The organism is Flavobacterium sp. GT3R68 (genome assembly GCF_007109225.1).
Taxonomy (GTDB): domain Bacteria; phylum Bacteroidota; class Bacteroidia; order Flavobacteriales; family Flavobacteriaceae; genus Flavobacterium.
In genome coordinates this window covers 58,638-83,035 of the sequence record NZ_VJZK01000005.1, presented here as the reverse complement: position 1 = coordinate 83,035, position 24,398 = coordinate 58,638, and the positions used below count along the sequence as shown (strand labels likewise).

Here is a 24,398-nt window from a genome sequence, read left to right as displayed (position 1 = left end):
CTAAACCCCTTATAGTTAAGGGTTATTTTTTTCTTTCGATAACATAATTAACCATCAGAATCAGGGCTTCTTTATAGGTCGAATTGGGATAATTTTCTAAAAGTTGCAAAGCTTCCTGCTGGAAATGAACCATTTTTTCTTCGGCATACGAAAGTCCGTTGTTATTTTTCACAAACGCAATTACTTCCTTAACTCTTTTCTTATCCTTATTATGGTTTTTGATGGAATTGATGATCCAGTTTTTATCTTTTGTAGAACAGTTGTTCAATACATGAATCAGCGGCAGCGTCATTTTCTGCTCTTTGATATCAATTCCGGTTGGTTTACCAATGGCATCTTCGGTATAATCGAACAAATCATCCTTAATCTGAAAAGCCATTCCGATGAGTTCACCGAATTTACGCATGTTCTCGACCTGGACATCATCTTCAATTACTGATTTGGCACCTAAAGCACAACAAGCTGCAATAAGGGTTGCTGTTTTTTTGCGGATGATTTCGTAGTAAATATCTTCGGTAATGTCTAATCGGCGGGCTTTTTCAATTTGAAGTAGCTCACCTTCGCTCATTTCGCGAACGGCTACCGAGATAATCCGAAGTAAATCAAAATCGCCATTGTCAATGGAAAGCAGCAGGCCTTTGGACAACAAATAATCTCCCACCAAAACGGCAATTTTATTTTTCCAAAGGGCATTAATGGAGAAAAAACCCCTTCTGCGATTACTGTCATCCACTACATCGTCGTGCACTAAAGTTGCTGTATGAATCAACTCTATTACCGATGCTCCACGATAGGTTCTTTCATTAATTACGCCTTCAGAAACCATTTTCGCTGTTAGGAATACGAACATCGGTCGCATCTGTTTTCCTTTGCGATTGACAATATAATACGTGATACGATTAAGCAGCGCCACATTTGAAGTCATTGAATCATGAAACTTTGTTTCGAAAAGTTCCATCTCCTGAAGAATGGGCTGTTTTATTTGCTCTGTTATTTTCATTGATGTCCCAAAGATACAATTTTAAGATTTATACTTGCAAAAGTTGAAAATTTGTGTGTTTTTTTTCAATTATTGCATTAAACCTTTTATCTTTATGAAAGTCTTAAATAAAACTTAAAATTATAAACCGTATGAAAGCAAAAATTTTATTATTCGGAATGACACTGTTTTTATTAACTTTTGCAAGTTGCAATAAGGACGATGAAGGAAACAGCTCTTCGCTTACCTCAGAAGAAACAATGACAAATGCCAAAATGGATGCTGCGGCAGATGATGTTTCGAAAATAATTGACGACCAGTATAATGTTCAGGAAAATTCAAAAATGGTCGTACCCGCAAGTATCTTACCATCGTGTGCAACAGTAACTACCGTCGTTACAGGTAATACCTGGACCAGAACTATTGATTTTGGAACTACCGGTTGCGATATGCCAAACGGGAATAGTTTAAGAGGGACAATCATCGTTAGCGGCAGCACTGATTTCAATCAGTCTACTCATACAATCCATTACAGTTTTTTACATTTCTACCACAACAACACTTTGATTGAAGGGAATAATACTGTTGTTCGAACTTTAGAAAGCACCAATGCAAACGCGAACCTTCACCCTGTTGCCAACATGACGATCCACATGACTTTTACACTTGTAAACGGAAATGTATACACTCGCGTAGGGAACCGTGTCAGAGAAATGGTGGTAGGATACGACACACCTGATGTTTGGTTGGATAATGAATTTTTAATTACCGGAAGCTGGGTGACCACGTTGCCAAATGGTGGAACTCAAAACTCGACCATTACAACGCCTTTAAGAATCCGTATGAATTGCAACCATATTGTTAGCGGCGTACTGACAGTTACCAGAAATAACGTAACTGCAACTTTAGATTACGGAGACGGATCCTGCGATAATATTGCAGTAGTGACCATTAACGGTGTTGCACATACGATAACTTTAGGTTAAGTCTGAAATAAATACAAAAAAAACGTCCTGATTAATTTCAGGACGTTTTTTTATACTTCTTTGTTTGCCAATTGCCCGCAGGCGGCATCAATATCTTTCCCTCTACTTCGGCGTACTTTCGCAACAATACCACTGGCTTGCAAAGCATCGATATAGGCATCGATAGCTTCAGGCGACGCTTGCTGGAACTCTCCGTCATCAATTGGGTTGTATTCAATTAAATTGACTTTGCAGGGCACATATTTACAGAATTTCACCAACGCATCAATTGACTCTTTGTTGTCATTTATTCCTTTCCAGACCACGTATTCGTAGGTGATTTTACTTCGGGTTTTCGAATACCAGTATTCTAACGATTCCCGCAAATCTTTCAGTGGAAAATTAGAACTGAACGGCATAATCCGGGCGCGGATATCATCAATTGCAGAATGCAGCGATACTGCTAATTTGAATTTTACCTCATCATCTGCTAGTTTCTTTATCATTTTAGGTACTCCCGAAGTCGAAACCGTAATTCTTTTAGGGGACATTCCTAATCCTTCCGGCGAAATGATCATTTCGATGGCTTTAAGCACATTGTTGTAGTTCATCAACGGCTCCCCCATTCCCATGAAAACAATATTCGACAACGGATGATTGTAATACAAACGGCTTTCTTTATCAATGGCCACAACCTGATCATATATTTCTGCAGGTTCCAGATTTCGCATTCTTTTTAAACGTGCCGTAGCACAGAAATTACAATCCAGACTGCATCCTACCTGACTAGAAACACAGGCGGTTGTGCGGGTATTGGTGGGAATCAAAACGGATTCCACCACTAATCCATCGTGCAGACGAACGGCATTTTTCACGGTTCCATCCGAACTGCGCTGCATCGTATCGACCTTAATGTGATTGATCACAAAATTGTCTTCGAGCATCGTGCGCGTTTCTTTGGAAACATTTGTCATATCATCAAAACTGTGTGCACCTTTGCTCCATAACCATTCATAAACCTGATTGCCTCTAAAGGCTTTATCGTTATGGGTTACAAAAAAATCGCGCAATTGATCTTTTGATAAGGCTCTAATGTCTTTTTTCTCCGTTTGCATGGCGCAAAGTTAGTAACTATTTTGAAGTTTAGGTTCTTTGTAAATTTGGTTCTTTGTAATTTTGTGAAAAATTTAGAACAATGCATTTCATTTCGCAGGAATTAGAAGACTATATTGAACAGCATTCCGAAAAGGAACCGGAATTATTGGCGGCACTTAATAAGGAAACGTATCAGAAGATTTTGTTACCCAGAATGTTAAGCGGGCATTTTCAGGGCCGTGTCCTGAGTATGTTATCCAAACTGATCCGACCGGTCCATATCCTTGAAATTGGCACTTATACCGGTTATGCAGCATTGTGTTTGTGTGAAGGAATGCAGGAAAATGGTTCGCTGCATACGATTGACATCAAAGAAGAACTGGTGGATTTCCAGCGGAAGTATTTTGACAAATCGCCTTGGGGAAAACAAATTATACAACATTTAGGGGAGGCGGTGGATATCATCCCGGCTTTGGACCTGAAATTTGATTTGGTTTTTATTGATGCCGATAAAGAAAACTACCTGAATTATTTTGAACTTATGGTTCCGAAAATGAATAAAGGCGGAATTATATTATCCGACAATGTATTGTGGAGTGGCAAGGTTCTGGAAGCATTGCAACCGAATGACATCAGCACCAAAGTGTTGCTAGAATACAATCAGGTGTTAAAAAATGATCCTCGTGTGGAAACAGTGTTACTGCCTATCCGTGATGGACTGACTGTTAGTCGTGTGCTTTAAAGATTTTCATTACAGACAAATTATTCAGAATTAGCCCTGATGGAAGCGGCATCCCGCGCTTTTTCTGCGTGGATATAGCGGACAGCAGGAATTCAGGTTATTGAACCAGATGAATTTACAGCTCCTCAATTTTGGCTGGGAAATACTTTTTCTGTGCAGTCTGATATCCAATAAACATTAGGGACCCTGTCAGCAGGCCGAAAAGGTACCCGCAAAGGATATCTGATGGATAATGCAATCCAAGATAGATCCGGCTATAGGCGAAGATTAGCGGCCAGAAGAAAATAAACCAGAAGTATTTGTAATATGGTTTCATCAGCAGAAACAGCATTGTGGCTACAGCCATTGTGTTAGCGGCATGGCCCGAAAAGAAACTGAATGAATTCCGTTTTTGTACTGCCCGTATCAGTAAATTGATATCGGGATTACTGGATGGACGAAGTCGGTGGAAACTATTTTTTACGAAGTTCGTGGACTGGTCTGTAACGGCAATCAGAAGCGCGACAAAAATAATCAGGATCAAGCTTTGCTTCGCGCCCAGTTTTTTGATGATGAGATATGCCAACAGGATAAAAAACGGAATCCAGTTGATTTGTTTGGTGATAAATAGCCAAAGTCCGTCATACGTTTCGGAGCCCCAGCCATTCAGTAACATAAATAATTGCCTATCGAGGTCCAGTAATTTTTCCAACATTACATCTGACGTTTAATAGGACCTGTAATATCGCCAATTTCTTCTTTTGTTTTCTCGATTTGTGTAGTGGCATCTCCGAGAAGATTGTCCTTGGCCTTATTGATTTCTGAGGTAATATCTCCAGTGTAATCTGTCAACGATTTTGTATCCAAACCATTGGCTTCGGCGCCTTTTTGGATTTCGCTTTTAATATCGTTTGTGGCATTTTTCAATTGTGCCATAGCTTTCCCCATAGTACGGGCAATTTCAGGAATCTTATCAGACCCGAAAAGCATCAGTACTATAAACATTATGAAAATCAATTCACCGCCACCAATTCCAAACATATCAATTGTTTTGTTGCAAAGTTACAAAGTTTTTGAAAAGCAATTTTTAAAATCCGTTATAATTAAATGTTAATCAAATTTAGATTTCAATTCTTCTTTCGGCCAGGTATTGTTGGTCTTATCAATATCGGCAGTTTCTTCTTTTGGATCGACAATAATTTTTGAAACCGCTTTAGAGGTCGCAAAGGTACGGGTCACTTCGGCATCATTCATTCTCCAGATTTGTGCCGGGAATGTCTGATTTTCTAAAGTACCGTCTTCAAAGACCAACTGAACGATAATTGGCATTACCAATCCGCCGGGTTTGTTGAAAGTGACTTCGTAGAAATATTTAGGAGAAGCTAATTTGGCTATTTCTTCCGGTTTAAAATTAGACTGAACAAACTCATCCAGCGATTTTACCTCTTTAATATCCAAAGCTTTGTTCATTTCAGGCTTAAAATCTTCATTGCCGGCAGTTACCATATACACCATTGGCCCTGTCGTTTTCAAACGATTTCTTCGGGACGGAGCTGGCGCTTTAACTCCTTTTGGAGCTTCATTACTAACAAAGTACTGCTTAACGTCCTTGATCCCGATATCGTTAAAATCGGTCGTATAAAACCAGCCACGGATGAACCAGTCCAAATCCACTCCGGATGCATCTTCCATCGTACGGAAGAAATCTTCTGGTGTCGGGTGCTTGAATTTCCAACGGTTGGCATAAGTTTTGAACGCATAATCAAAAAGTTCATGTCCCATAATGGTTTCACGCAAAATATTCAAACCTGCAGCAGGTTTACCATAGGCGTTGTTACCAAATTGTTTGACGCTTTCCGAGTTGGTCATAATCGGGTCGATATTTTTTTGGTCCCCACTCATGTAAGGAACAATCAGTTTAGCCGGACCTCTGTCCACGGGGAAAGTAGCTTCCCAAGAGATTTCCGCCAGGTATTCCATAAAGGTATTCAAGCCTTCATCCATCCAGGTCCATTGACGTTCATCTGAATTGACAATCATTGGAAAGAAATTGTGTCCTACTTCATGAATGATTACCCCTAACATTCCGTATTTTACACGGTCGGTATATTTTCCATCTTCATCCGGACGACCAAAATTCCAACAGATCATTGGATATTCCATTCCTTGGTCCTGCGCATTTACTGAAACTGCTTTTGGGTATGGATAATCGAAAGTATAACTGGAGTAACTTTTTAACGTATGCGCAACGGCTCTGGTAGAATATTGTTCCCATAGCGGGTTACCTTCCTTCGGATATACAGATGTAGCCATTACCGTTTTACCACCCAATTTCACGGCCATCGCGTCAAATATAAACTTTCGGGATGTCGAGATTCCAAAATCCCTAACATTTTCAGCCTTGAATTTCCAGGTTTTTTTCTTGTCGGAAAATCCTTTTTCAGTTACCATTGCCTCGGCCTGAGTAACAATTATAACAGGATTCTCGAATGAATTTTCAGCCAGTTCGTATCTTTTCACCTGTTCGGGTGTAAAAACCTCTTTGCGGTTTTGCAAAACCCCGGTAGCTTCCATAATATGATCCGCCGGAACTGTAATATTCACTTCGTAATTCCCAAAAGGCAAAGCAAATTCGCCACTACCCCAGAATTGCATATTCTGCCATCCCTCCACATCATTATAAACCGCCATTCTTGGATAGAATTGGGCCAAAACATAGAGGTTATTTCCATCTTTAAAATGTTCGTATCCGGAACGGCCCCCATCAACCATATAGTTATTGATGTTGTAATTCCATTTGATATTCATGGCGATTTTTTCGCCATGGCGCAATGGTTTTACCAAATTAATACGCATCATCGTTTCGTTGATGGTATACGACATTGGGTTTCCTTTGATATCTTTTACGTAGTCAATTTTGAATCCGCCGTCAAATTTATCCTCCAAATATTTTCTTGAAAAACCCGCAGCACTGATGGCAGGATCAATTTTACTGTTCTCTACCAATGGCGTTTTGGAAGTACGCGCCATAATATTCTGATCCAACTGAATCCAAAGATACTCAAGGGATTCTTTGGCATTATTGGTATAGGTTATCGTTTCGGTACCGTATAGTTTGGTGTTTTTATCATCCAGCTCGATATCGATTTTATAATCGGCCTGCTGCTGGTAATATTCCGGACCGGGCGCACCGGATGCCGTTCTGTACATATTGGGAGTCGCCAGCAAATCATACATTTGTCTGAATTTGTTACCATCTTCATGACCGGCCTCTCTCGGTTTTGGTGTTTCTTTGCTTTCCTGAGCAGATATATTCAAGGAGCAGGTAAGAAGGACGAATAGTGCAGAACAGATTTTTTTCATAATCATATTAATTTCAAGCTATAAAAGTAATTATTTTTACCTCAAAATACGCTTTTGCTACTGTTTTAACACACCATTTACATTGTCGGTTGTCAATAAAAGGCTTTGTTTTTTTCCGTTAATTTTTATTTGTATGATATTTTGCTGATCCGAATTCAAATCGAGCAATACCGTATTTTGGATTTCAAAGGTTTTAATTTTGGAAACTTCTTTGATGTTATAATAGCAGATAATGACGTTCCCTTCCACTTCGCTACTCAGATAATTAATGTTTTTTTGCTGGCCATTTACTTTTACCGAAAAATGATCCAGGATATATTTCCTCATTAAAAGCACATCTTCGGGAGATTCATCTTTTTCCCCGATATGCGTTTTTTGCTTGTAATTCTGAAACAAAACATCGTTCATATCATCCATAAAAATGCGGGAAGTAATCTGGAGCATTTTTTTTTCCGGAGCATGATTGATCTGGTAAATGGAGACATAGAACTTATGGACATTAAACGAGGTTAAGGTCAAAAAAAACAGTCCGATGAAAATGTATAGAATGCGTTTTTTCATTTCTCTAAAGTAATTATATTTTTAAATTCCAGGGTTTTCGCTACAGAATTCACTTGACATCCCCAATAAGATGGTTATAATTTACAGCTAATTTGGAAATCAGGAATAGCATCATGGTTTTGTTTTTAGCTTTCAGGGCAGCTACGAAAGGAGCATCTTCAATGATATAGTATTGGAAATCCCGAATATAATTCAATGGGATTTTCAGGGTTTCGGTATAATAAGTATCTTGATAAAGGTATTCCACTTTTGCGATTAAGCGCTCTTTCCTTTCAACCACCACTTCTTTTTTAAGCATCGCAGTCCGGCCTGATATCCAGTTTATGGGAGCGTCCAGAAGTCCGGACTGTGCGGTATATAATTTACGTTCGGCTGGTGTATAGGTCTTAATTCCCGGGATAATACTTCTGCCTTCTGAAGCATCACGGCGCACGATTACTTCGTTCAGCTCATTAATTTTGGGAACCATCTTTACGATTACGATATCCGATTTCATGTCATCTTCATCCACGAGCATTCTTTTAAATTCGAGATGAATCCCAGAAAAAACCAGCACATCATCCAGCTGCGCCAATATGAAAAACTCGCCCGCCTTATTGGTCATTGTGACTTTTTCATTGGCAAGATTCACCACGTCAATTTTTTCGACAGACGAAGAATCCGCTAGAATTTTTCCATGGATCCACTTTTCATTGAGGCGTTGCCCAATCGCTATCTGCGAAAGCAAAAACACATAAATTAGAATGGTAGTAGTCTTATTCACAAGAAATCTGTTCTTTATTTTTTCCATCCGAAATAAAAGGCAAAAGTAGCTCAAAAACGCTACTCTTCTTCACAGGCAATCATTTCGTTATATTTGACAGCAAGTTCTCCCATCAAAAATGTGGCCATTATTTTATTTTTAGATTTCAGCGATTCGACGAAAGTATTGTTCTCTACGATATAATATTCAAATCCTTTGACATAATCTGACGGGATTTTAAGGGTTTCGACAAAATGGCTTACTTCAAACATCTGGTCCAATTTCTGTAGCCAGAATTCTTTTTTCTCCACTTCGAGTTCTTTCTTCAGCATGGCCGTCCGTCCTGAAAAGATATTCAGCAACGGATCTGCTGAAAATGAACCACCTGTAGTCCCATCACCATTTCCCGCAAGAGCCAGGCCATTGGCAGCTTTCAGTTTTCGTTCAGCGGGCGTATACGATTTCTGGTCTTTTGGAATAATTCCCAAAGCGGCCGCATTGATATGGGCATATTCATTCACGACCACTTCACGCAGTTGGTTGACCATCAATTCCATGTAGACAAACATCAGATTGTTGTTCAAACCATCTTTGGACACCACCACTCTTTTTCCTTTGAACTGTACCGCAGAAAACATCAGCGTATCCCCTTCTGCGGCAGGGATGGTGAAATATCCGCCAGTTGTAGTGATGACGGCTTTTTCTGTTTTCATATTGATAACGTATATCCCTTCAACATCAGAAGTGGCTGCAGTAATTTTACCATGCAATGCAGGGCGATGGGTTTCCTGTGCCCAAATTGGAGAAATCAGGAAAAACATTAAAAAAGTGATACTAATTTTTTTCATAAGTAGGCTCCAAAACAGGTCGCTTGGATTGGTAAAAGTATTCTAATGCCTTCTAAATTAAATATTAACAACATCGTAAAGTTGTGTTAATAAATAACTGGCATTATCGAACCACGATTTATAAAATACCGTAATTTTGAAGTAATCGAATCTTATTCAAAAATGAAAAACTGTATTATAGCCAGTACCTCAACATTGCATGACGGCGAATATCTGGATTACCTGTTGCCTACCCTGAAAAGTCATTTCAATACTTGCAAAACATTACTCTTTATACCTTATGCACGACCTGGCGGAATTTCGCATGATGCCTATACAGAGCATGTCCGTGCGGCTTTTGCCAAAATAAATATTGCCGTGCAGGGCATTCATGAATTTGCAAATCCAACGGAAGCACTTGTTACAGCGGAAGGAATTTTTACCGGCGGAGGAAATACTTTTTTACTGGTTACCCAATTGTATAAAAATAACGTAATGGATGTTCTCGCCGATACGGTAAAAAACGGAACACCTTATCTTGGCACCAGTGCCGGAAGTAATATCTGCGGACTGACCATGCAGACCACCAACGATATGCCGATTATTTATCCTCCGAGTTTTCAGACTTTGGGATTAATCCCTTTTAATCTCAATCCGCATTATTTGGATGCCGATGCTCAATCGACACATATGGGGGAAACCCGTGAAACCCGAATCAAAGAATTTCATCAGTTTAATAATCTGCCGGTTTTAGGACTGAGGGAAGGAAGCTGGTTGGAAGTCAAAGGGAATTCCATTATTTTAAAAGGAAACCTGACGGCCCGATTATTTCGTCAAAATGTAACTGCAGAAGAATTGGAAAGCGGCAGCGATTTGCGTTTTTTGAATTAAAAAAAACCTATCAGCCTATTTAGGAGAGGGGTTTAAAACAAAAAAAACCGAAACATACGTTTCGGTTTTTATGAAGAGCGAAAGACGAGGCTCGAACTCGCGACAACCAGCTTGGAAGGCTGGAGCTCTACCAACTGAGCTACTTTCGCATTACAACGGTGCAAATATAAATAATAAATCAGTTTAGATGCAAGTTTTTTTTGAAAAAAAATAGCAGAATTTTATTTATCGGCCCGCAACTGAAGTATAACGGATTTATTATGAAATTGTTATCTCTTATAACAACAAAAATATAATTTGACAAAACATGCAAATCATTAAAGAAATCGCTGCAAGTGAAACGTTTTCGGTCCGACACCCGGTGCTTCGGCAAGGGAAACCTATAGAAAGTTGCCGTTTTGATAACGACGAATTACCCACAACCCATCATTTTGGCCTTTTTATCAATCATAATCTGGTTGGCGCAATTTCGGTTTTCGAAAAACGGCATCCTTTATTTACTGATGAGCGGCAATTTCAGATTCGAGGCATGGCAGTGTTGGAGGATCAGCAGAAAAAAGGGTTGGGAGAATCATTGATGAAATATGCAGAAGAATCTGTAAAGACCCGGAACGGCAAATTGATTTGGTTTAATGCGAGGATTACTGCTGTGGGATTTTATCAGAAGCTGGGCTATGAAATTACGGGAGAAGCCTTTGAAATAACAGATGTGGGAACTCATTATGTGCTTTTCAAAAGAATGCAATAATTGGCACTTAAAATTTAGCTAACTTGCTTTCAAATAATCTAATAAACGAGTAACTTGTATAAAATAACCGGCTATGATTAAACTTTTACTTATAATGGTTTGTTTTTTCTCGCTTACGCCAAAAGAATTCCAAACTCCTCAAGGGTATTTACTTTCTATTGCCAATAACCATGTATTGGCCGACACCACTAAAACGCCTAAATACGTTATCAAAAAGTCAACTAAAAACACGCAATGGACAGTTGACCAACGAAAATTACTTATTACCGTTTTAGCAAAATCAGACGAAGAGGGCCTTAATCCCAAAAATTACCAGATTGAAAAGCTTGAAAAATATGAAATGATGGATTCGATCTCTGAAACTGATATACTAAAGTATAACTTATTGTTATCCGGAAATCTCAAAAAATACATTTCTCATTTGACTAACGGGAAACTTAATCCCAGAAAGTTATATGCGGATTGGGATTTAAAAGAAAATCGAATAGAAATCGATACTATAATGCTTCGATTAGAGACCGGGGATTCATTAGCACAAAAACTAGAAACCCTAAAACCCCAGCATAGCATCTATAAAAAGCTAAAAAAAGCTTTGCAAATCATCAACACTTATCCTGACGATCCCTTTAAAAAAATAAACATTGCCAAAAGCATCGTTCCCAATAGTGACAATCGTTTACTGATCAACATTAAAAAAAGACTAATTTACTGGCACGATTTGGAAGCATCAGATAGTTTAACGACCTTTTATGACTCTCTCACTGTTAACGCTGTTAAAAAGTTTCAATGGCGTCACGGGTTAGTTGTGGACGGAATTATAGGAATGGGGACAATCGCTTCTCTGAATTACACAAAAGAAGATCGGAAACAGCAAATTATTGCCAATTTAGAACGCTGGAAATGGTATCCGAGAGATATGGGCAGCGAATACATCATCATCAATATTCCCGATTTCCGTTTAACGCTGGTTAAAGGTTCCGATACGATCCGTTCTCATAAAGCAATTGTGGGCAGGGCCGAAAGAGCTACACCTATTTTATCTTCAACATTAACCCATGCTGTCTTTAATCCTACATGGACGGTTCCTCCTACAATATTAAGAGAAGATGTAATACCGGAAATTTTAAAAAGTCGCAGTTATTTGGCCGAGATGAATATTATCATATACGATGAGAAAGGAAATGTTGTAAGTCCTGAAAACTGGCAGCTTTCACAAGCTAAAAATTACCGTTATGTGCAGACCCCGGGAGCTTTCAATTCACTGGGAATGGTGAAACTGATTTTCCCCAATCGGTTTGCGGTGTATTTACATGACACCAACCATCGGGATTATTTTGAAAAAACAGGCCGGTCTTTGAGTTCAGGTTGTGTACGTGTAAACAATCCGTTGGAACTGACAGAATATTTACTGGATGACCCGGTGAATTGGAATTTGGAAAAAATTACCACGACATTACAAAAAGCACAAACAATCCAGGCACCTATTAGAAAAGAAGTAAATATTCATATATTATACTGGACAGCTTGGTGCCAGGATGATACTCTCATTTTTAGAGATGACATTTACAATCTCGATGCCGATTTGTATAATAAATTATGAGACAAACCTAGGAGATGCTTTGTAATTTGCAGAGGGATGATAAATAAACAAACAAGATTTGTTTTTGATTGTATTGATGATCTCTTTTGATAATTCTCCGGGAACTGCAGGACAACCCTGGCTTCTTCCCAATCTTTTATGATTTTGAATAAAACCATTCGAAACATAATCCGCGGCATGCATCACTACGCCTCTGTTTCTTGCATTGCTGTTGATGCCTTTTTCCAAACCATCTAACTTCAATGACATACCGTGTTTTCCATTATAGACTTCACCTGTAGCGTAGAACCCTAAACTGCTTTTGTATGACTCCGCTGAATTTGAAAAACTATTGGCAAATTCTTCACCGGTATTTCTTCCGTGAGCAACTAAAGAGTTATATAGAATCGTATTGGTATTCAAATCAATAACCCACAATCTCTTAGTATTAGAGGATAATGTGAAATCGATCAATGTCAGAACATTTTTAGTAATAAATCCTTTGTCTCTCAAGTCATAAAACCCTTCCAGAGCCTTGCTGAAACTTTCCAGTTTTGGCAAAGCTAAATTGTTGGCATGCAGATTATTATATATAGTAGCCACTTTCATTTCAAAACTGGTTTCGGTGGTACTGGCAATCAATTTGGAATCGATGCGTTTTGTCGTATTTATATCATTTGAGGTAAACGAAGACAAAAAGAAAACTAGTAAAGGCAGTATTTTGTAAATCATTGGTAATGTATGTGTTGCATTATTAATTTCTGAAGCCAAAAATATAAAAATAATTAGAACTTCAAATATTTTTTTGCATTTAATCGGTAAAATTTAACAGTTTGTCGATATTTTTTCAACTCGGTAAGCCAAAATTATTATCGATTTAACATCATACATTTAATGCAGACCGTTATATAACGGGCCTTAGCACGCATTATTGCCATAAAAAGCGCAAAAAGCGACAAATGTGACCAATTTTAACTTCTTCTTGCAATAATTTTCACATTAAAAAGCTGTTTTTTAACGCTTTACAATATAAAATATTTAAAATAAATTGTGCTTTGTAACAACGTCCATTATAAAGCTACATATGGAAGAACCGTTTCAAACTTCTTAATAAAACTATAAAATCGTTGCAAATGTAAGATTTATCGATAATTTTGCTCGTCATCAATCAATATCAATCAAACCCCAATGAAAAGAATTTTATTAGTCAGTTTTCTTTTTTTATGTTCCTGCATTTATGGACAAAAGAAGGTATTACAAACCAAATCTGTTGCCACCGACATAACTATCGATGGTAATCTTAATGAAGAAGGATGGAGTACCGTACCAGCCGCCACCGACTTTGTCATGTTTGAACCAGATAACGGTAAACCTATTGCCGACACAAAAAAAACCGAAGTCAAAGTTCTATACGACAATGACGCCGTGTACGTTGGTGTTTTATTATATGATGACCAACCCGATAAGATTTTCAAAGAAATTGCACAACGCGATGATTTGGGATCGAGTGATTTTTTTGCCGTTTTCATCAACGGATTCAACGACGGTCAACAAGATTTTCGTTTTTTTGTTTCTGCAGCAGATGGTCAGCTCGATTGCGTTGCCACTGATTCTAACGGGGAAGACTTTTCCTGGGATGCCGTTTGGGAAAGCAAGGCAAAAATCACCGATTTTGGGTGGGTAGTTGAAATGCGCATTCCGTATGCTGCCCTACGTTTTTCTCCCGAAAAGAAACAAACCTGGGGCATCAATTTTTTCAGGAACATCCAAAGGGACCGCCAAAAATATTCGTGGAACTTCATCGATTCCAAATTGGGTACTTTCACGCAACAAACAGGTATCCTGGAAGGAATCGAAAATATCAAACCACCCACAAGGTTGTTCTTATTGCCCTATGCCTCTTATTATGCAGACGCAAATGCGGTAAATAAAACCAAAGGAACAATAAAGGGAGGCCTGGATATCAAATATGGTATTAATGATGCCTTCACACTGGATATGATTCTGGTTCCTGATTTTGGACAGACCAAATATGATGAGCAAGTCTTAAACTTAGGTCCTTTTGAACAACAATTCAACGAGAACCGTGCTTTTTTTACCGAAGGAACGGATTTGTTCAGCAAAGGAAATCTCTTTTATTCCCGAAGAATTGGCGGAAATCCCGTGTTAGATTATGGAACTTTGCGGGCAGCCTTACCGTCTGATATTGAAATTTCAGAATATCCCAATAACGTCAGCCTCATCAATGCCTTTAAGATTTCGGGCCGAACCAAAAACGGATTAGGAATCGGGGTTTTAAATGCCATAACGGAAAACACTATTGCCAAAGTCAGAAATACCGGTACCGGCGAAACCGCGCACCTGCTGGTCGATCCGTTAACCAATTATAATGTATTGGTTTTCGATCAAAGGTTTAATAAAAACTCATCCGTTTCATTCGTGAACACTAATGTCATCAGGGATGGGAGTTTTTATGATGCCAACGTCTCGGCTTTGGTATGGGACTTAAACACCAGGAAAAACACCTACAATCTTTCAGGTAATTACAAATACAGTTATAGAAACGATGCCGAACAAAAACAAGGCGTGTCAACAACAGTAAATCTTAACGAAACAAGCGGGAACTATCGCTCCGGAATTGGCGCAGACTTGGTTACAAAAGATTATGACAATAATGACCTCGGAATCAATTTCGAAACCAATTATTATGTATTGTATGGATTTACCACTTACAGGATTTTAAATCCTACGAAGTATTTCAATTCGTTTAATAGTGCGATAAATGTTTTTTCACAATTCCAGAAAGAAACCGGGAAATTGCAGGGAAATAACATCAATATGAATGTCAATCTGAAAAACAAGAAAAATCATTATTTCGGATTCGGAATCGACTACAATGCCTTAGAATCGTTTAATTATTACGAACCACGCGCCGAAAACAGATATGTAATTACACCCGAAAAAATTGGCGGCTGGTTCTATTTTTCATCCAATTACAACTATAAATTTGCTATTGATTTCAATCCGTCTTATGCAAAATTCAACGAAACCGAAAGAGATTCTTACGGCTTTTCCCTTGGCCCGAGGTATCGGTTCAACGATAAATTTTCTATGAATTATTATTTCAACTTTTTCAGGCAAAACAACAACAAAGGCTGGGTGGACAGTATTGATGACGATAATAATGCGTCGACCCCCAATACTATTATTTTTGCAAACAGGAATGTAATTACCTACTCCAATACACTTTCGGGAAAATATTCTGTCAACAGCAAGATGAATTTAAATCTGTCGGTGCGTCACTATTGGTCCTATGCGGATAATAAAAACTTCCTTTCATTAGAACAAAACGGCAGGCTTAGCGATTATGTGAGTTACACGAAAAACAAGAATTCCAGTTTCAATTCCTGGAATGTCGATTTATCCTACTCGTGGTGGTTTGCCCCCGGAAGCCAGGTTTCTGTCTTATACCGAAACAATGCGGGGAACTTCGAAAGGGAAATCAACAAACGCTTTGATCAAAACGTAACCCATTTACTTAATAATGACGCTTTGAGCCATGTTTTTTCAATAAGCGTTAAATATTTTATTGATTATAACCAGGCTAAAAACTGGTTTTAATTGCTTATTTTTGAAGCTGAAACCTGCTGTATGTTACAAGTTTTTTCAGTATGGCTTTTTTTCCAGGAATATCAAAAGAGCTTCCGTTGGTCGCTTTTCCTATTCAGGAAAAAAGAAGTCATCCTTTCAAAAAGCTTTTCACTTCCATCAGGGCTAAAAACCAAAAAATGAACAAAAAAGTAATATTAATGATTCTGGATGGTTGGGGGAAATCCCCGGACCCAAAAGTTTCAGCGCCTGACAATGCCAATATTCCATTCATCAACAGTCTTTATGCGAACTATCCCATAGCGGAACTCCGCACAGACGGTCTCAATGTCGGGCTTCCCGAAGGACAAATGGGAAATTCAGAAGTTGGGCATATGAATCTTGGCGCCGGCCGTATTATTTATCAGGATTTACCAAAAATAAACCTCGCCGTAGAAAACAAAACCCTACATCAGGAAAAAGTCCTTTTGGATGCTTTCCAATACGCGAAGACCAACAATAGAAAAGTGCACTTACTCGGATTGGTTTCAGACGGAGGTGTACATTCCCATATTAACCACCTGAAAGGACTTGTTGATGCGACTCAGGAATTCGGACTCAAAAAAGTCTTTATTCACGCCTTTACTGATGGCCGTGATGTGGACCCAAAATCCGGTACTTTATTTATTTCAAGTATCGAAAACCACATCAAAAACACAACCGTAAAACTAGCTTCAATAGTCGGCAGGTATTATGCTATGGATCGTGACCGTCGCTGGGAACGAATAAAAACAGCGTACGATTTATTGGTAAACGGCATAGGAACCCATTCCAAAAACGCTGTTGACACGCTTCATGACAATTACAATAAAAACATTACTGACGAATTCATTCACCCGATTATCATGGTGGATGATAACAACCAACCGTTAGCCACGATAGAGGAAAATGACGTCGTGATTTTCTTCAATTTTAGAACCGATCGCGGGCGACAGCTGACTGAAGTGCTGACTCAGATGGATTGCCACGAACACAATATGCATAAACTGGATTTGTATTATGTAACGATGACCCGCTATGATGATACTTTTACCGGAATGAATGTCGTTTATGAAAAAGACAATGTCACCGAAACATTAGGAGAAGTCCTCGAAAAAAACAACAAAAAACAAATCCGCATTGCCGAAACAGAAAAATACCCGCATGTTACTTTTTTCTTTTCAGGCGGAAGGGAACAGCCTTTTGTAGGCGAGACCCGGATTCTGCGGAATTCCCCCAAAGTAGCCACTTACGACTTACAACCGGAAATGAGTGCATATGAATTAGCAGACGCATTAGTTCCGGAACTCGAAAAAGGGGAAGTGGATTTTGTCTGTCTTAATTTTGCCAACGGAGATATGGTGGGACATACCGGAGTTATGGAAGCCGCTATCAAAGCCTGTGAAGCGGTGGATAAATGTGTCGAAAGAGTGATTACAGCAGCACTGGCAAATAATTACACCACCATCGTCATCGCAGACCACGGAAATTGCGAAACTATGATTAATCCTGACGGAAGCCCTAATACGGCACACACTACCAATCCGGTTCCGATTATTATGGTCGATAAGGAAATAAAACACATCCATAATGGGGTTTTGGGAGACATTGCTCCCACTGTTTTAGACTTGATGGGCATTCAAAAACCGGAAATAATGAATAGAAATTCTTTAATCGCCTAAATTAAAACCATGAAAAAAGCACTTATTATTAGTATCGTCTTTGCATTTTTAAGTTGCAAACCGAATCAAAAAACGGTAGCCGAACCTACTCCCACCGTCAAAAAAACAACAGATATAATAACTGAAAAAACAATGGAAGCTGAAAAACCAAAACCCGAATTTCTGACAGGTATCATAGGAATGGATGATTTACAACAGGCACCATTTGAGGCCTGGTTCGTACCTGCATACGAAAACTACCAACCGAATCACGAAGTTGTGGAACAATTGCATAAACTGACCGATAATGTCAAAATAACGATTTTTATGGGGACATGGTGTGAGGACAGTCAGCAACAGGTGCCGCGTTTCTATAAAATTTTAAAATTCATTAGTTTTGATTTCAACAAAGTGACCTTAATCGCGACGGACCGAAGTAAAAAAACTCCGGAACATCTGGAAGAAGGTATGACCATTACGCATGTACCTACTTTTATTATTTACAAAAACGAAAAAGAAATACAGCGGATTGTCGAAACTCCCGTCGAAAGTTTAGAAAAGGACCTGTTGACGATTCTTTCCGGAAAACCGTATAAACATTCATACCAAAAATAAAAAGTAAAGCTCCGGAAACGGGGCTTTTTTTTATTTGCCATTTATCATTTCATAATAGGTTCTGTCAATCCATTCCTGATGGTTCGGGTGTGCAATTTTGACCATTTCGAGGGCGCGCTGTTTTAATGTTTTCCCATACAAATCGGCAATCCCGTTTTCGGTAATAATGTATTGGACATGGGATCGTGTAGTCACCACTCCGGCACCTTGCTTTAAAAAAGGAACTATTCTGCTTTCTCCGCTTTTGGTAATGGAGGGCAATGCTATAATTGCCTTTCCTCCATCGCTCAAAGAAGCTCCACGAATAAAGTCCATTTGGCCTCCTACTCCGGAATACATTTTGGCACCGATAGAATCAGCACAAACCTGCCCCGTAACATCGACTTCAATAGCGGAATTGATCGCTACCATTTTTGGGTTCCTTCTAATCACAGCGGTATCATTCACATAAGATGACTCTCTCATTTCGACAAACGGATTATCATTCACAAAATCATACAATCGTTGGGAACCAATTAAAAATGTTGCTAATGCACGCCCACGATTAACCCCTTTATAATTACAATTGATTACATCTTTTTCGATTAAATCGATCACGCCGTCGGAAAACATTTCGGTGTGTAATCCAATATTTTTATGATTCGTCAGTTTCGTCAAAGCGGCATTTGGGATCGACCCGATTCCCATTTGCAACGTACTTTCATCTTCAATTAGACTGGCGACAAAACTCCCAATTTTATCTTCTACAGGAGAAATAGTTTCCATTCCATGACCATAAATTGGTAAATCAACTTCAACCAGATAATCTATTTCGGATACATGAAGGATTCCATCCCCAAAAGTTCTTGGCATTTTCGGATTGACTTGTGCAATAACTGTTTTTGCATTTTCAATGGCGGCCAAAGTGGCTTCTACTGAAACTCCTAAGGAACAATAACCATGACTGTCAGGTGGCGAAACATGAATGAAAACCACGTCCAGCGAAAGTACTTTTTTCCGGAACAATAATGGCAGTTCACTCAGGAAAACAGGCGTGTACGAACCATTCCCTGCCGCTAAAGTATGTCTTACGTTTTTACCAATAAAAAAAGAATTTACATGGAAACTTTCGGAGAGTTCGGGATTGGCATAAGGCGCTTCACCTTCGGTATGCAAATGGCAAACCTCAACATTTCGCAACTCGGAAGCCCTTTCAGTCAACGCTTTAGTTAAGACCGTCGGCGTTGCCGCAGCGGCCTGCACATATATCCTATCTCCTGATTTTATAATTTTTACAGCCTCTGCTGCGGAAACATATTTACTCATACCCTTGTAATTTAAAAACAAAAATAATCTTTCAGAAGGTACGAAAGTATGATTCAACTCATGAAACAATATCAAGTAAAGAATTATCAATAGAATGTTGTATTTTTGCGGTCAGAAAAACATGTTATGATTATTCAGAAAACCCGTGAAGAAATTGAATTAATGCGCGAAAGTGCTTTAATTGTATCGAAAACATTAGGAATGATTGCCAGGGAAATAAAACCCGGCGTTACCACTTTATATTTGGACAAATTGGCCGAAGAATTTATTCGGGATCATGGTGCAGTTCCAAGTTTTCTGGGTTTATATGATTTTCCGAATTCACTTTGCATGAGTCCAAATGCGCAGGTCGTACATGGAATTCCAAATAAAACTCCACTGGAAAGCGGCGATGTAATTTCGGTGGATTGTGGCGCTTTCAAAAACGGCTACCATGGTGATCATGCGTATTCGTTTGAAATCGGAGAAGTGGCTTCGGAAACCAAAAAATTATTACAGGTAACCAAAGAATCCTTATACGTGGGAATCCGTGAATTTAAAATCGGAAATCGCGTGGAGGATGTCGGGAATGCCATTCAAAAATATACCGAAGGCCATGGTTACGGGGTAGTTCGGGAGTTGGTAGGTCACGGTCTGGGCCAAAAAATGCATGAAGATCCCGAAATGCCTAATTATGGAAAAAGAGGACGTGGAAAACTTTTTGTGGAAGGAATGGTCGTTGCGATTGAACCGATGATTAACATGGGTACGAAAAATATCAAACAACTGAAAGACGGTTGGACAATCCTGACCGCTGACGGAAAACCATCGGCACATTTTGAACATGATGTGGCGATCATTGACGGAAAACCGGAACTGCTTTCTACTTTTGCTTATATCTATGAAGCATTAGGAATTGTGAGCGATGAGGAAAACGAATTCAGAAGACAACCGTTAGTGCTATAATGAAGAAGCTTTTTAAATTCATATTAAACACCATTCCAAGGCCATTACTGATTCGGTTGAGTTATGTAGCACGTCCAATTTTAGCGTTAGCATTAAAAGGCAATACCTTCACTGACCCCATTGACGGGAAGAGCTTCCGAATGTTTTTACCTTACGGATATGGAACACAAAGAAACAATGTGCTTTCTCCAAGCTCTTTATCCTTGGAAAGACACCGTTTGTTATGGTTGTATTTAAAAAACGAAACCGATTTTTTTCAATCTGAACCCGTTTCAGATTCCTTACAATCCAATTACAAAAGAATAAAATTAAGAGATCCTGAACTAAATTCATCATTAAAAGTACTGCATTTTGCCCCCGAGCAGGCTTTTTATCAATTATTCAGGAATCAGAAAAACCTTGACTATACCACAACTGATTTATTCTCCCCGCTTGCCGATGTAAAAGCAGATATCTGTAACCTGCCTTTTAAAGATAACTCGTATGATGTTATTTTGTGCAATCACGTTTTGGAACACATTCCCGATGATACCAAAGCCATGCAGGAATTGTATCGGGTTTTAAAACCGGGTGGAATGGGGATTTTCCAGATTCCGCAGGATCTATCCAGAGAGAAAACTTTTGCTGATGATTCGATTACTGATCAAAAAGAACGGGCCCGGATATTTGGACAGTACGATCATGTCCGCATCTACGGAAGGGATTATTTTGACAAATTACGAAGTATCGGTTTTACTGTCATTGAAGAAGATTACACCAAAAAAATCGCTCCTGAATTAGTCGAAAAATATTGTCTGGCTAAAGGCGAAATCATTCCGGTTTGCTTTAAATAAAGTTTTTATCCATAAAAAAAACCTGGTAAATGAATTAGCAGGTTTTTAGTTTAATTTTCAAAATATTTAGCTCTTCTCTGGCATTAGCATTCCAATCACTTTATCTTTCGTAAGATATTTTTTCGCAACATCCTGAATGTCTTTTGCAGTGATTTCGCTTATCTTTTCTTCCGTTTGCAGAATCTCAGCCGGATTGGTTCCATTTATAAAAGACTTCGTAAAATTGCTTAACCAATATTTATTTTCTTTGATATTCTTTTTATAATCTAATAATTCCGCTTCTTTAAATTTAGCGATATCCTTTGCCTCTGGTCCGTTGTCGATAATTTTTTGCAATTCTTTTAAGGCAGAAGCTGTTAATTTTTCGGCATTTTCAGGTCCGCATGGGAATCCAATATTGAAATTAAATGCTTGATAGGGCACTTTATTCATACTTCCTCTAGCGCTTATTCCGTAAACACCACTTTCATTTTCTCTTAACTCTTCAATTAACTTTATTGTCAAAACTTCACCTAAAGCTTCCAAAGCCGCTGCTTCTTTTGGAGAATACACAGCATCTCCATAATACATAATGGTTACAGAACTTTTTGGATCTGCCCCTTTATTCACGACTTTTTTCAAATCCCCTTTCAGAAATCGATAACCTGTGTCGGCCGCTTTTTCTTTTTTATCAGATGCAGGCAAAGACGCTATATATTTAGAAGCATAGGATTCCATTGTTTGGTCATCTACATTTCCAACGAAATAGAACTCAAAATCTCCGGCATTAGCAAAACGTTCTTTATATTTCTTATAGGCCATGGTATAATCTGTTTCTCCCCATGTTTTTTCAGTCGGTATTAAACCATTAAATCGTGGATTCTCCTTATTTAAATACGTATAAAATTCCTGTTGGAAATAAAAACCAGGTTGTGATGCTAAATTTTTGAAAAAAGCAGATTGTTTTTGTTTGTATCCCTCAAAAGCAGTTACATCTAAATTTAAATCTGTGAAATAGGCATGAGTCATTTGGAATAAATATTCTAAATCCTTAGGTGTGGCATTTCCTCGTAATCCTTCAGTTGAAGTACTTATATACGGTGCTACACTGGCGATTTTGCCCGTCATAAATTTATTAATATCATTTAACTTCAGACCTGAAAAACCCGCTTCTGCTAAGGCGCCATTAGCAAATTGAACCTTTCTCATTTCCTCATTAGAATACAAACTGCTTCCGCCTAAACTTACCGCTTCAAAAAGCACTTCATCATTTTTATAATCCGTATTTTTATAGGTTACTTTTGCTCCGTTGGAAAGAAACAAAGTCTTTGTTCCCATTTTGTCATTACTTTCCCGTTTCACAATAGTTCCTGCAGCAAACTGATTTCTCAAAAGACCTTTTGCTACAGCAATGTCTTCATACGGTTTAATTTGGTCAGCATTTACTTTTAAAGCATTCAGAACGTCTTGTTCGGATGGTTTTTTAAGGCCCCCTTTTTCAGGTCCTGTTAGAATAACCACACGATTATCATCTTTGATATACTCTTTAATAAAACCATTAACATCATTCAGCTTAATCCCAGGCAGGATTTTTTTCATCATATTAAAAGTCCACTCAATTCCGGGAGACGGTTCTTTTTCTAAAAAATTACCTTGGTATTCGGAAACAAAATTTTCGGAATTGGTTTTATTTCTATCGTTAAACCTTTTTTCGATGCTGGCTAAAAAATCTGCTTTTGATCGATCTAATTCTCCTTGTGTGAAGCCAAATTTTCTGGCTCTTTCATTTTCAGTAACCAATACTTTTAATGCAGATAATTGTTTATCTTCTTGCGACATCGCAAACGATTGATATGCTTTTTTATTTCTCGCCCAAGTCTGGCCGTAATATGAATATCCGTAAGTAAAAGGAGGTGTTGCACAATTTGTCAATTCGTCTAACCTGGCATTTAACATGGTGGTGAACAAACCCTCAACCAAAGAGTTTTTAAAATCCTTTATAGTCACTACAGGTTTTGGCAAGCCATAATCCTTATACAGCAATTGCACTTGCGCGCTTGATTCCTCTTTATCACTTTCTATAGCTACAAAGGTTTCTTTATGATTTGGCACTTCATAAGTTTTTCGTGGTTTCTCATTTTCCGGATTTTGATAGTTCGAAAAGTGAGCAATAACCTTTTTCTCCATTTGAGCAACGTCAATATCCCCAACAACAATAACACTCATTAAATCAGGACGGTACCAGTCTTTATAGAAACTTATAATCTTGTCATATTGGAATTTTTCTAAAATTTCTTTTTTACCAATTGGCAAACGATCAGCGTAATGAGATTTATACATCATTTTTGGCAAATAGCGCCCCAGCATTCTTTTTTGAGCTCCCAAGCCCAAACGATATTCTTCAAGAACAACACCTCTTTCCTTCTCGATTTCTTCAGGAGTCAAGTTCGCATTAAAGGCCCAATCTTCGATGATATTAAAACCATTTTCCAATTTTTCTGGACTATCCGATGGAATCGGCAGAAAATAGACCGTTTCTTCAAAACTCGTATAGGCGTTTAGATGTTGACCGAATTTGACCCCAATGCTTTGCAGATAATCAACCAATTTATTTTTAGGAAATCGCTTGGTTCCATTAAAATTCATGTGTTCCATAAAATGGGCCAATCCTTGCTGGTCATCATTCTCCAGAATAGATCCCGCATTGACAACCAGCCTCAAATCGACTTTGTTCTCGGGTTTGGCATTTTTCTTGATGTAGTAGGTTAAGCCATTTTTAAGTTTACCGGTTTTAACCGTGGAATCAAATGGGATTGGTTTTGAATAATCAATTTCCTGTGCGAAAATTGTTACTGGAAAAAGCAATAATCCTAGTGCAAATTTTTTGAGTTGTTTCATAAAGTTTAATTATATTTTTGGCAAAACTAAATACATAACTCAAAATATTTTATTTTATTACAAA

General features: G+C 38.4%; 21 protein-coding genes and 1 tRNA gene. 10 read left to right on the top strand and 12 right to left on the bottom strand.

What is annotated here, in order from left to right:
* Positions 1-22: 22 nt before the first annotated feature.
* Positions 23-1,000, bottom strand: a complete 978-nt coding sequence (locus FNW07_RS10515) for a polyprenyl synthetase family protein (protein ID WP_126744157.1) — start codon at positions 998-1,000, stop codon at positions 23-25.
* Positions 1,001-1,131: 131 nt separating this feature from the next.
* On the opposite strand from FNW07_RS10515, the gene FNW07_RS10510 reads away from it, so the two are divergent.
* Positions 1,132-1,965: a hypothetical protein gene (locus FNW07_RS10510; protein ID WP_126744156.1), complete on the top strand. Its 834-nt coding sequence runs from the start codon at positions 1,132-1,134 to the stop codon at positions 1,963-1,965.
* 50 nt (positions 1,966-2,015) lie between these two features.
* Here FNW07_RS10510 and rlmN read toward each other — a convergent pair whose 3' ends face one another.
* On the bottom strand, positions 2,016-3,059 hold the full coding sequence (rlmN, locus tag FNW07_RS10505) for a 23S rRNA (adenine(2503)-C(2))-methyltransferase RlmN (protein ID WP_126744155.1): 1,044 nt from the start codon (positions 3,057-3,059) through the stop codon (positions 2,016-2,018).
* Positions 3,060-3,139: 80 nt separating this feature from the next.
* Between rlmN and FNW07_RS10500 the strand changes: the two genes are divergently transcribed.
* Positions 3,140-3,781, top strand: a complete 642-nt coding sequence (locus tag FNW07_RS10500; protein WP_126744154.1) for an O-methyltransferase — start codon at positions 3,140-3,142, stop codon at positions 3,779-3,781.
* Between the two features lie 115 nt (positions 3,782-3,896).
* Here FNW07_RS10500 and FNW07_RS10495 read toward each other — a convergent pair whose 3' ends face one another.
* The 6 genes from FNW07_RS10495 to FNW07_RS10470 all read right to left on the bottom strand — a co-directional run bounded on the left by FNW07_RS10495 (position 3,897) and on the right by FNW07_RS10470 (position 9,274).
* Positions 3,897-4,475, bottom strand: a complete 579-nt coding sequence (locus FNW07_RS10495; protein ID WP_126744153.1) for a phosphatase PAP2 family protein — start codon at positions 4,473-4,475, stop codon at positions 3,897-3,899.
* Positions 4,475-4,801, bottom strand: coding sequence for a twin-arginine translocase TatA/TatE family subunit (locus tag FNW07_RS10490; protein WP_126744152.1), 327 nt, complete (start codon positions 4,799-4,801; stop codon positions 4,475-4,477). The genes FNW07_RS10495 and FNW07_RS10490 overlap by 1 nt, the downstream gene beginning before the upstream one ends.
* Before the next feature lie 69 nt (positions 4,802-4,870).
* Entirely contained in the window at positions 4,871-7,123 is a 2,253-nt protein-coding gene (locus FNW07_RS10485) for a M1 family metallopeptidase (RefSeq protein ID WP_126744151.1), read from the bottom strand.
* A gap of 57 nt (positions 7,124-7,180) precedes the next feature.
* Positions 7,181-7,684, bottom strand: coding sequence for a DUF6702 family protein (locus tag FNW07_RS10480; RefSeq protein WP_126744150.1), 504 nt, complete (start codon positions 7,682-7,684; stop codon positions 7,181-7,183).
* A gap of 49 nt (positions 7,685-7,733) precedes the next feature.
* A complete protein-coding gene (locus FNW07_RS10475) occupies positions 7,734-8,447 on the bottom strand; it encodes a hypothetical protein (RefSeq protein ID WP_255512753.1) in 714 nt (237 codons plus the stop codon).
* Positions 8,448-8,506: 59 nt separating this feature from the next.
* Complete coding sequence (locus FNW07_RS10470; RefSeq protein ID WP_126744148.1) at positions 8,507-9,274, bottom strand: hypothetical protein; 768 nt, start codon at positions 9,272-9,274, stop codon at positions 8,507-8,509.
* Between the two features lie 162 nt (positions 9,275-9,436).
* Between FNW07_RS10470 and pepE the strand changes: the two genes are divergently transcribed.
* On the top strand, positions 9,437-10,144 hold the full coding sequence (gene pepE / locus FNW07_RS10465; RefSeq protein WP_126744147.1) for a dipeptidase PepE: 708 nt from the start codon (positions 9,437-9,439) through the stop codon (positions 10,142-10,144).
* A gap of 76 nt (positions 10,145-10,220) precedes the next feature.
* Here pepE and FNW07_RS10460 read toward each other — a convergent pair.
* Positions 10,221-10,293: transfer RNA gene (locus FNW07_RS10460), tRNA-Gly, on the bottom strand.
* A gap of 158 nt (positions 10,294-10,451) precedes the next feature.
* Here FNW07_RS10460 and FNW07_RS10455 point away from each other — a divergent pair.
* Together FNW07_RS10455 and FNW07_RS10450 are read left to right on the top strand one after the other, a co-directional pair.
* Positions 10,452-10,892 carry a GNAT family N-acetyltransferase gene (locus FNW07_RS10455; protein ID WP_126745049.1) on the top strand — a complete coding sequence of 147 codons (441 nt, stop codon included), beginning with the start codon at positions 10,452-10,454 and terminating at the stop codon, positions 10,890-10,892.
* A gap of 73 nt (positions 10,893-10,965) precedes the next feature.
* Positions 10,966-12,492, top strand: a complete 1,527-nt coding sequence (locus FNW07_RS10450) for a murein L,D-transpeptidase (RefSeq protein ID WP_126745048.1) — start codon at positions 10,966-10,968, stop codon at positions 12,490-12,492.
* On the opposite strand, the gene FNW07_RS10445 is transcribed toward FNW07_RS10450, so the two are convergent.
* Positions 12,487-13,203, bottom strand: a complete 717-nt coding sequence (locus tag FNW07_RS10445) for a murein L,D-transpeptidase catalytic domain family protein (RefSeq protein WP_126745047.1) — start codon at positions 13,201-13,203, stop codon at positions 12,487-12,489. The genes FNW07_RS10450 and FNW07_RS10445 overlap by 6 nt on opposite strands.
* Positions 13,204-13,659: 456 nt before the next feature.
* On the opposite strand from FNW07_RS10445, the gene FNW07_RS10440 reads away from it, so the two are divergent.
* From FNW07_RS10440 to FNW07_RS10430, 3 genes are all read left to right on the top strand, one after another.
* Positions 13,660-16,092: a DUF5916 domain-containing protein gene (locus FNW07_RS10440; RefSeq protein ID WP_126745046.1), complete on the top strand. Its 2,433-nt coding sequence runs from the start codon at positions 13,660-13,662 to the stop codon at positions 16,090-16,092.
* Between the two features lie 167 nt (positions 16,093-16,259).
* Positions 16,260-17,780: a 2,3-bisphosphoglycerate-independent phosphoglycerate mutase gene (gene gpmI / locus FNW07_RS10435; protein ID WP_126745050.1), complete on the top strand. Its 1,521-nt coding sequence runs from the start codon at positions 16,260-16,262 to the stop codon at positions 17,778-17,780.
* Positions 17,781-17,789: 9 nt separating this feature from the next.
* Entirely contained in the window at positions 17,790-18,374 is a 585-nt protein-coding gene (locus FNW07_RS10430; protein WP_126745045.1) for a thioredoxin family protein, read from the top strand.
* Positions 18,375-18,404: 30 nt separating this feature from the next.
* On the opposite strand, the gene FNW07_RS10425 is transcribed toward FNW07_RS10430, so the two are convergent.
* On the bottom strand, positions 18,405-19,679 hold the full coding sequence (locus FNW07_RS10425; protein WP_126745044.1) for an acetyl-CoA hydrolase/transferase family protein: 1,275 nt from the start codon (positions 19,677-19,679) through the stop codon (positions 18,405-18,407).
* A gap of 126 nt (positions 19,680-19,805) precedes the next feature.
* Here FNW07_RS10425 and map point away from each other — a divergent pair, with 126 nt between their 5' ends.
* Positions 19,806-20,624, top strand: a complete 819-nt coding sequence (map, locus tag FNW07_RS10420) for a type I methionyl aminopeptidase (RefSeq protein ID WP_126745043.1) — start codon at positions 19,806-19,808, stop codon at positions 20,622-20,624.
* Entirely contained in the window at positions 20,624-21,457 is an 834-nt protein-coding gene (locus tag FNW07_RS10415) for a class I SAM-dependent methyltransferase (RefSeq protein ID WP_126745042.1), read from the top strand. Before map ends, FNW07_RS10415 begins: the two co-directional genes overlap by 1 nt.
* Before the next feature lie 66 nt (positions 21,458-21,523).
* Here the strand turns inward: FNW07_RS10415 and FNW07_RS10410 are convergent, their stop codons facing one another.
* Entirely contained in the window at positions 21,524-24,334 is a 2,811-nt protein-coding gene (locus FNW07_RS10410; protein WP_126745041.1) for a pitrilysin family protein, read from the bottom strand.
* Positions 24,335-24,398 lie beyond the last annotated feature (64 nt).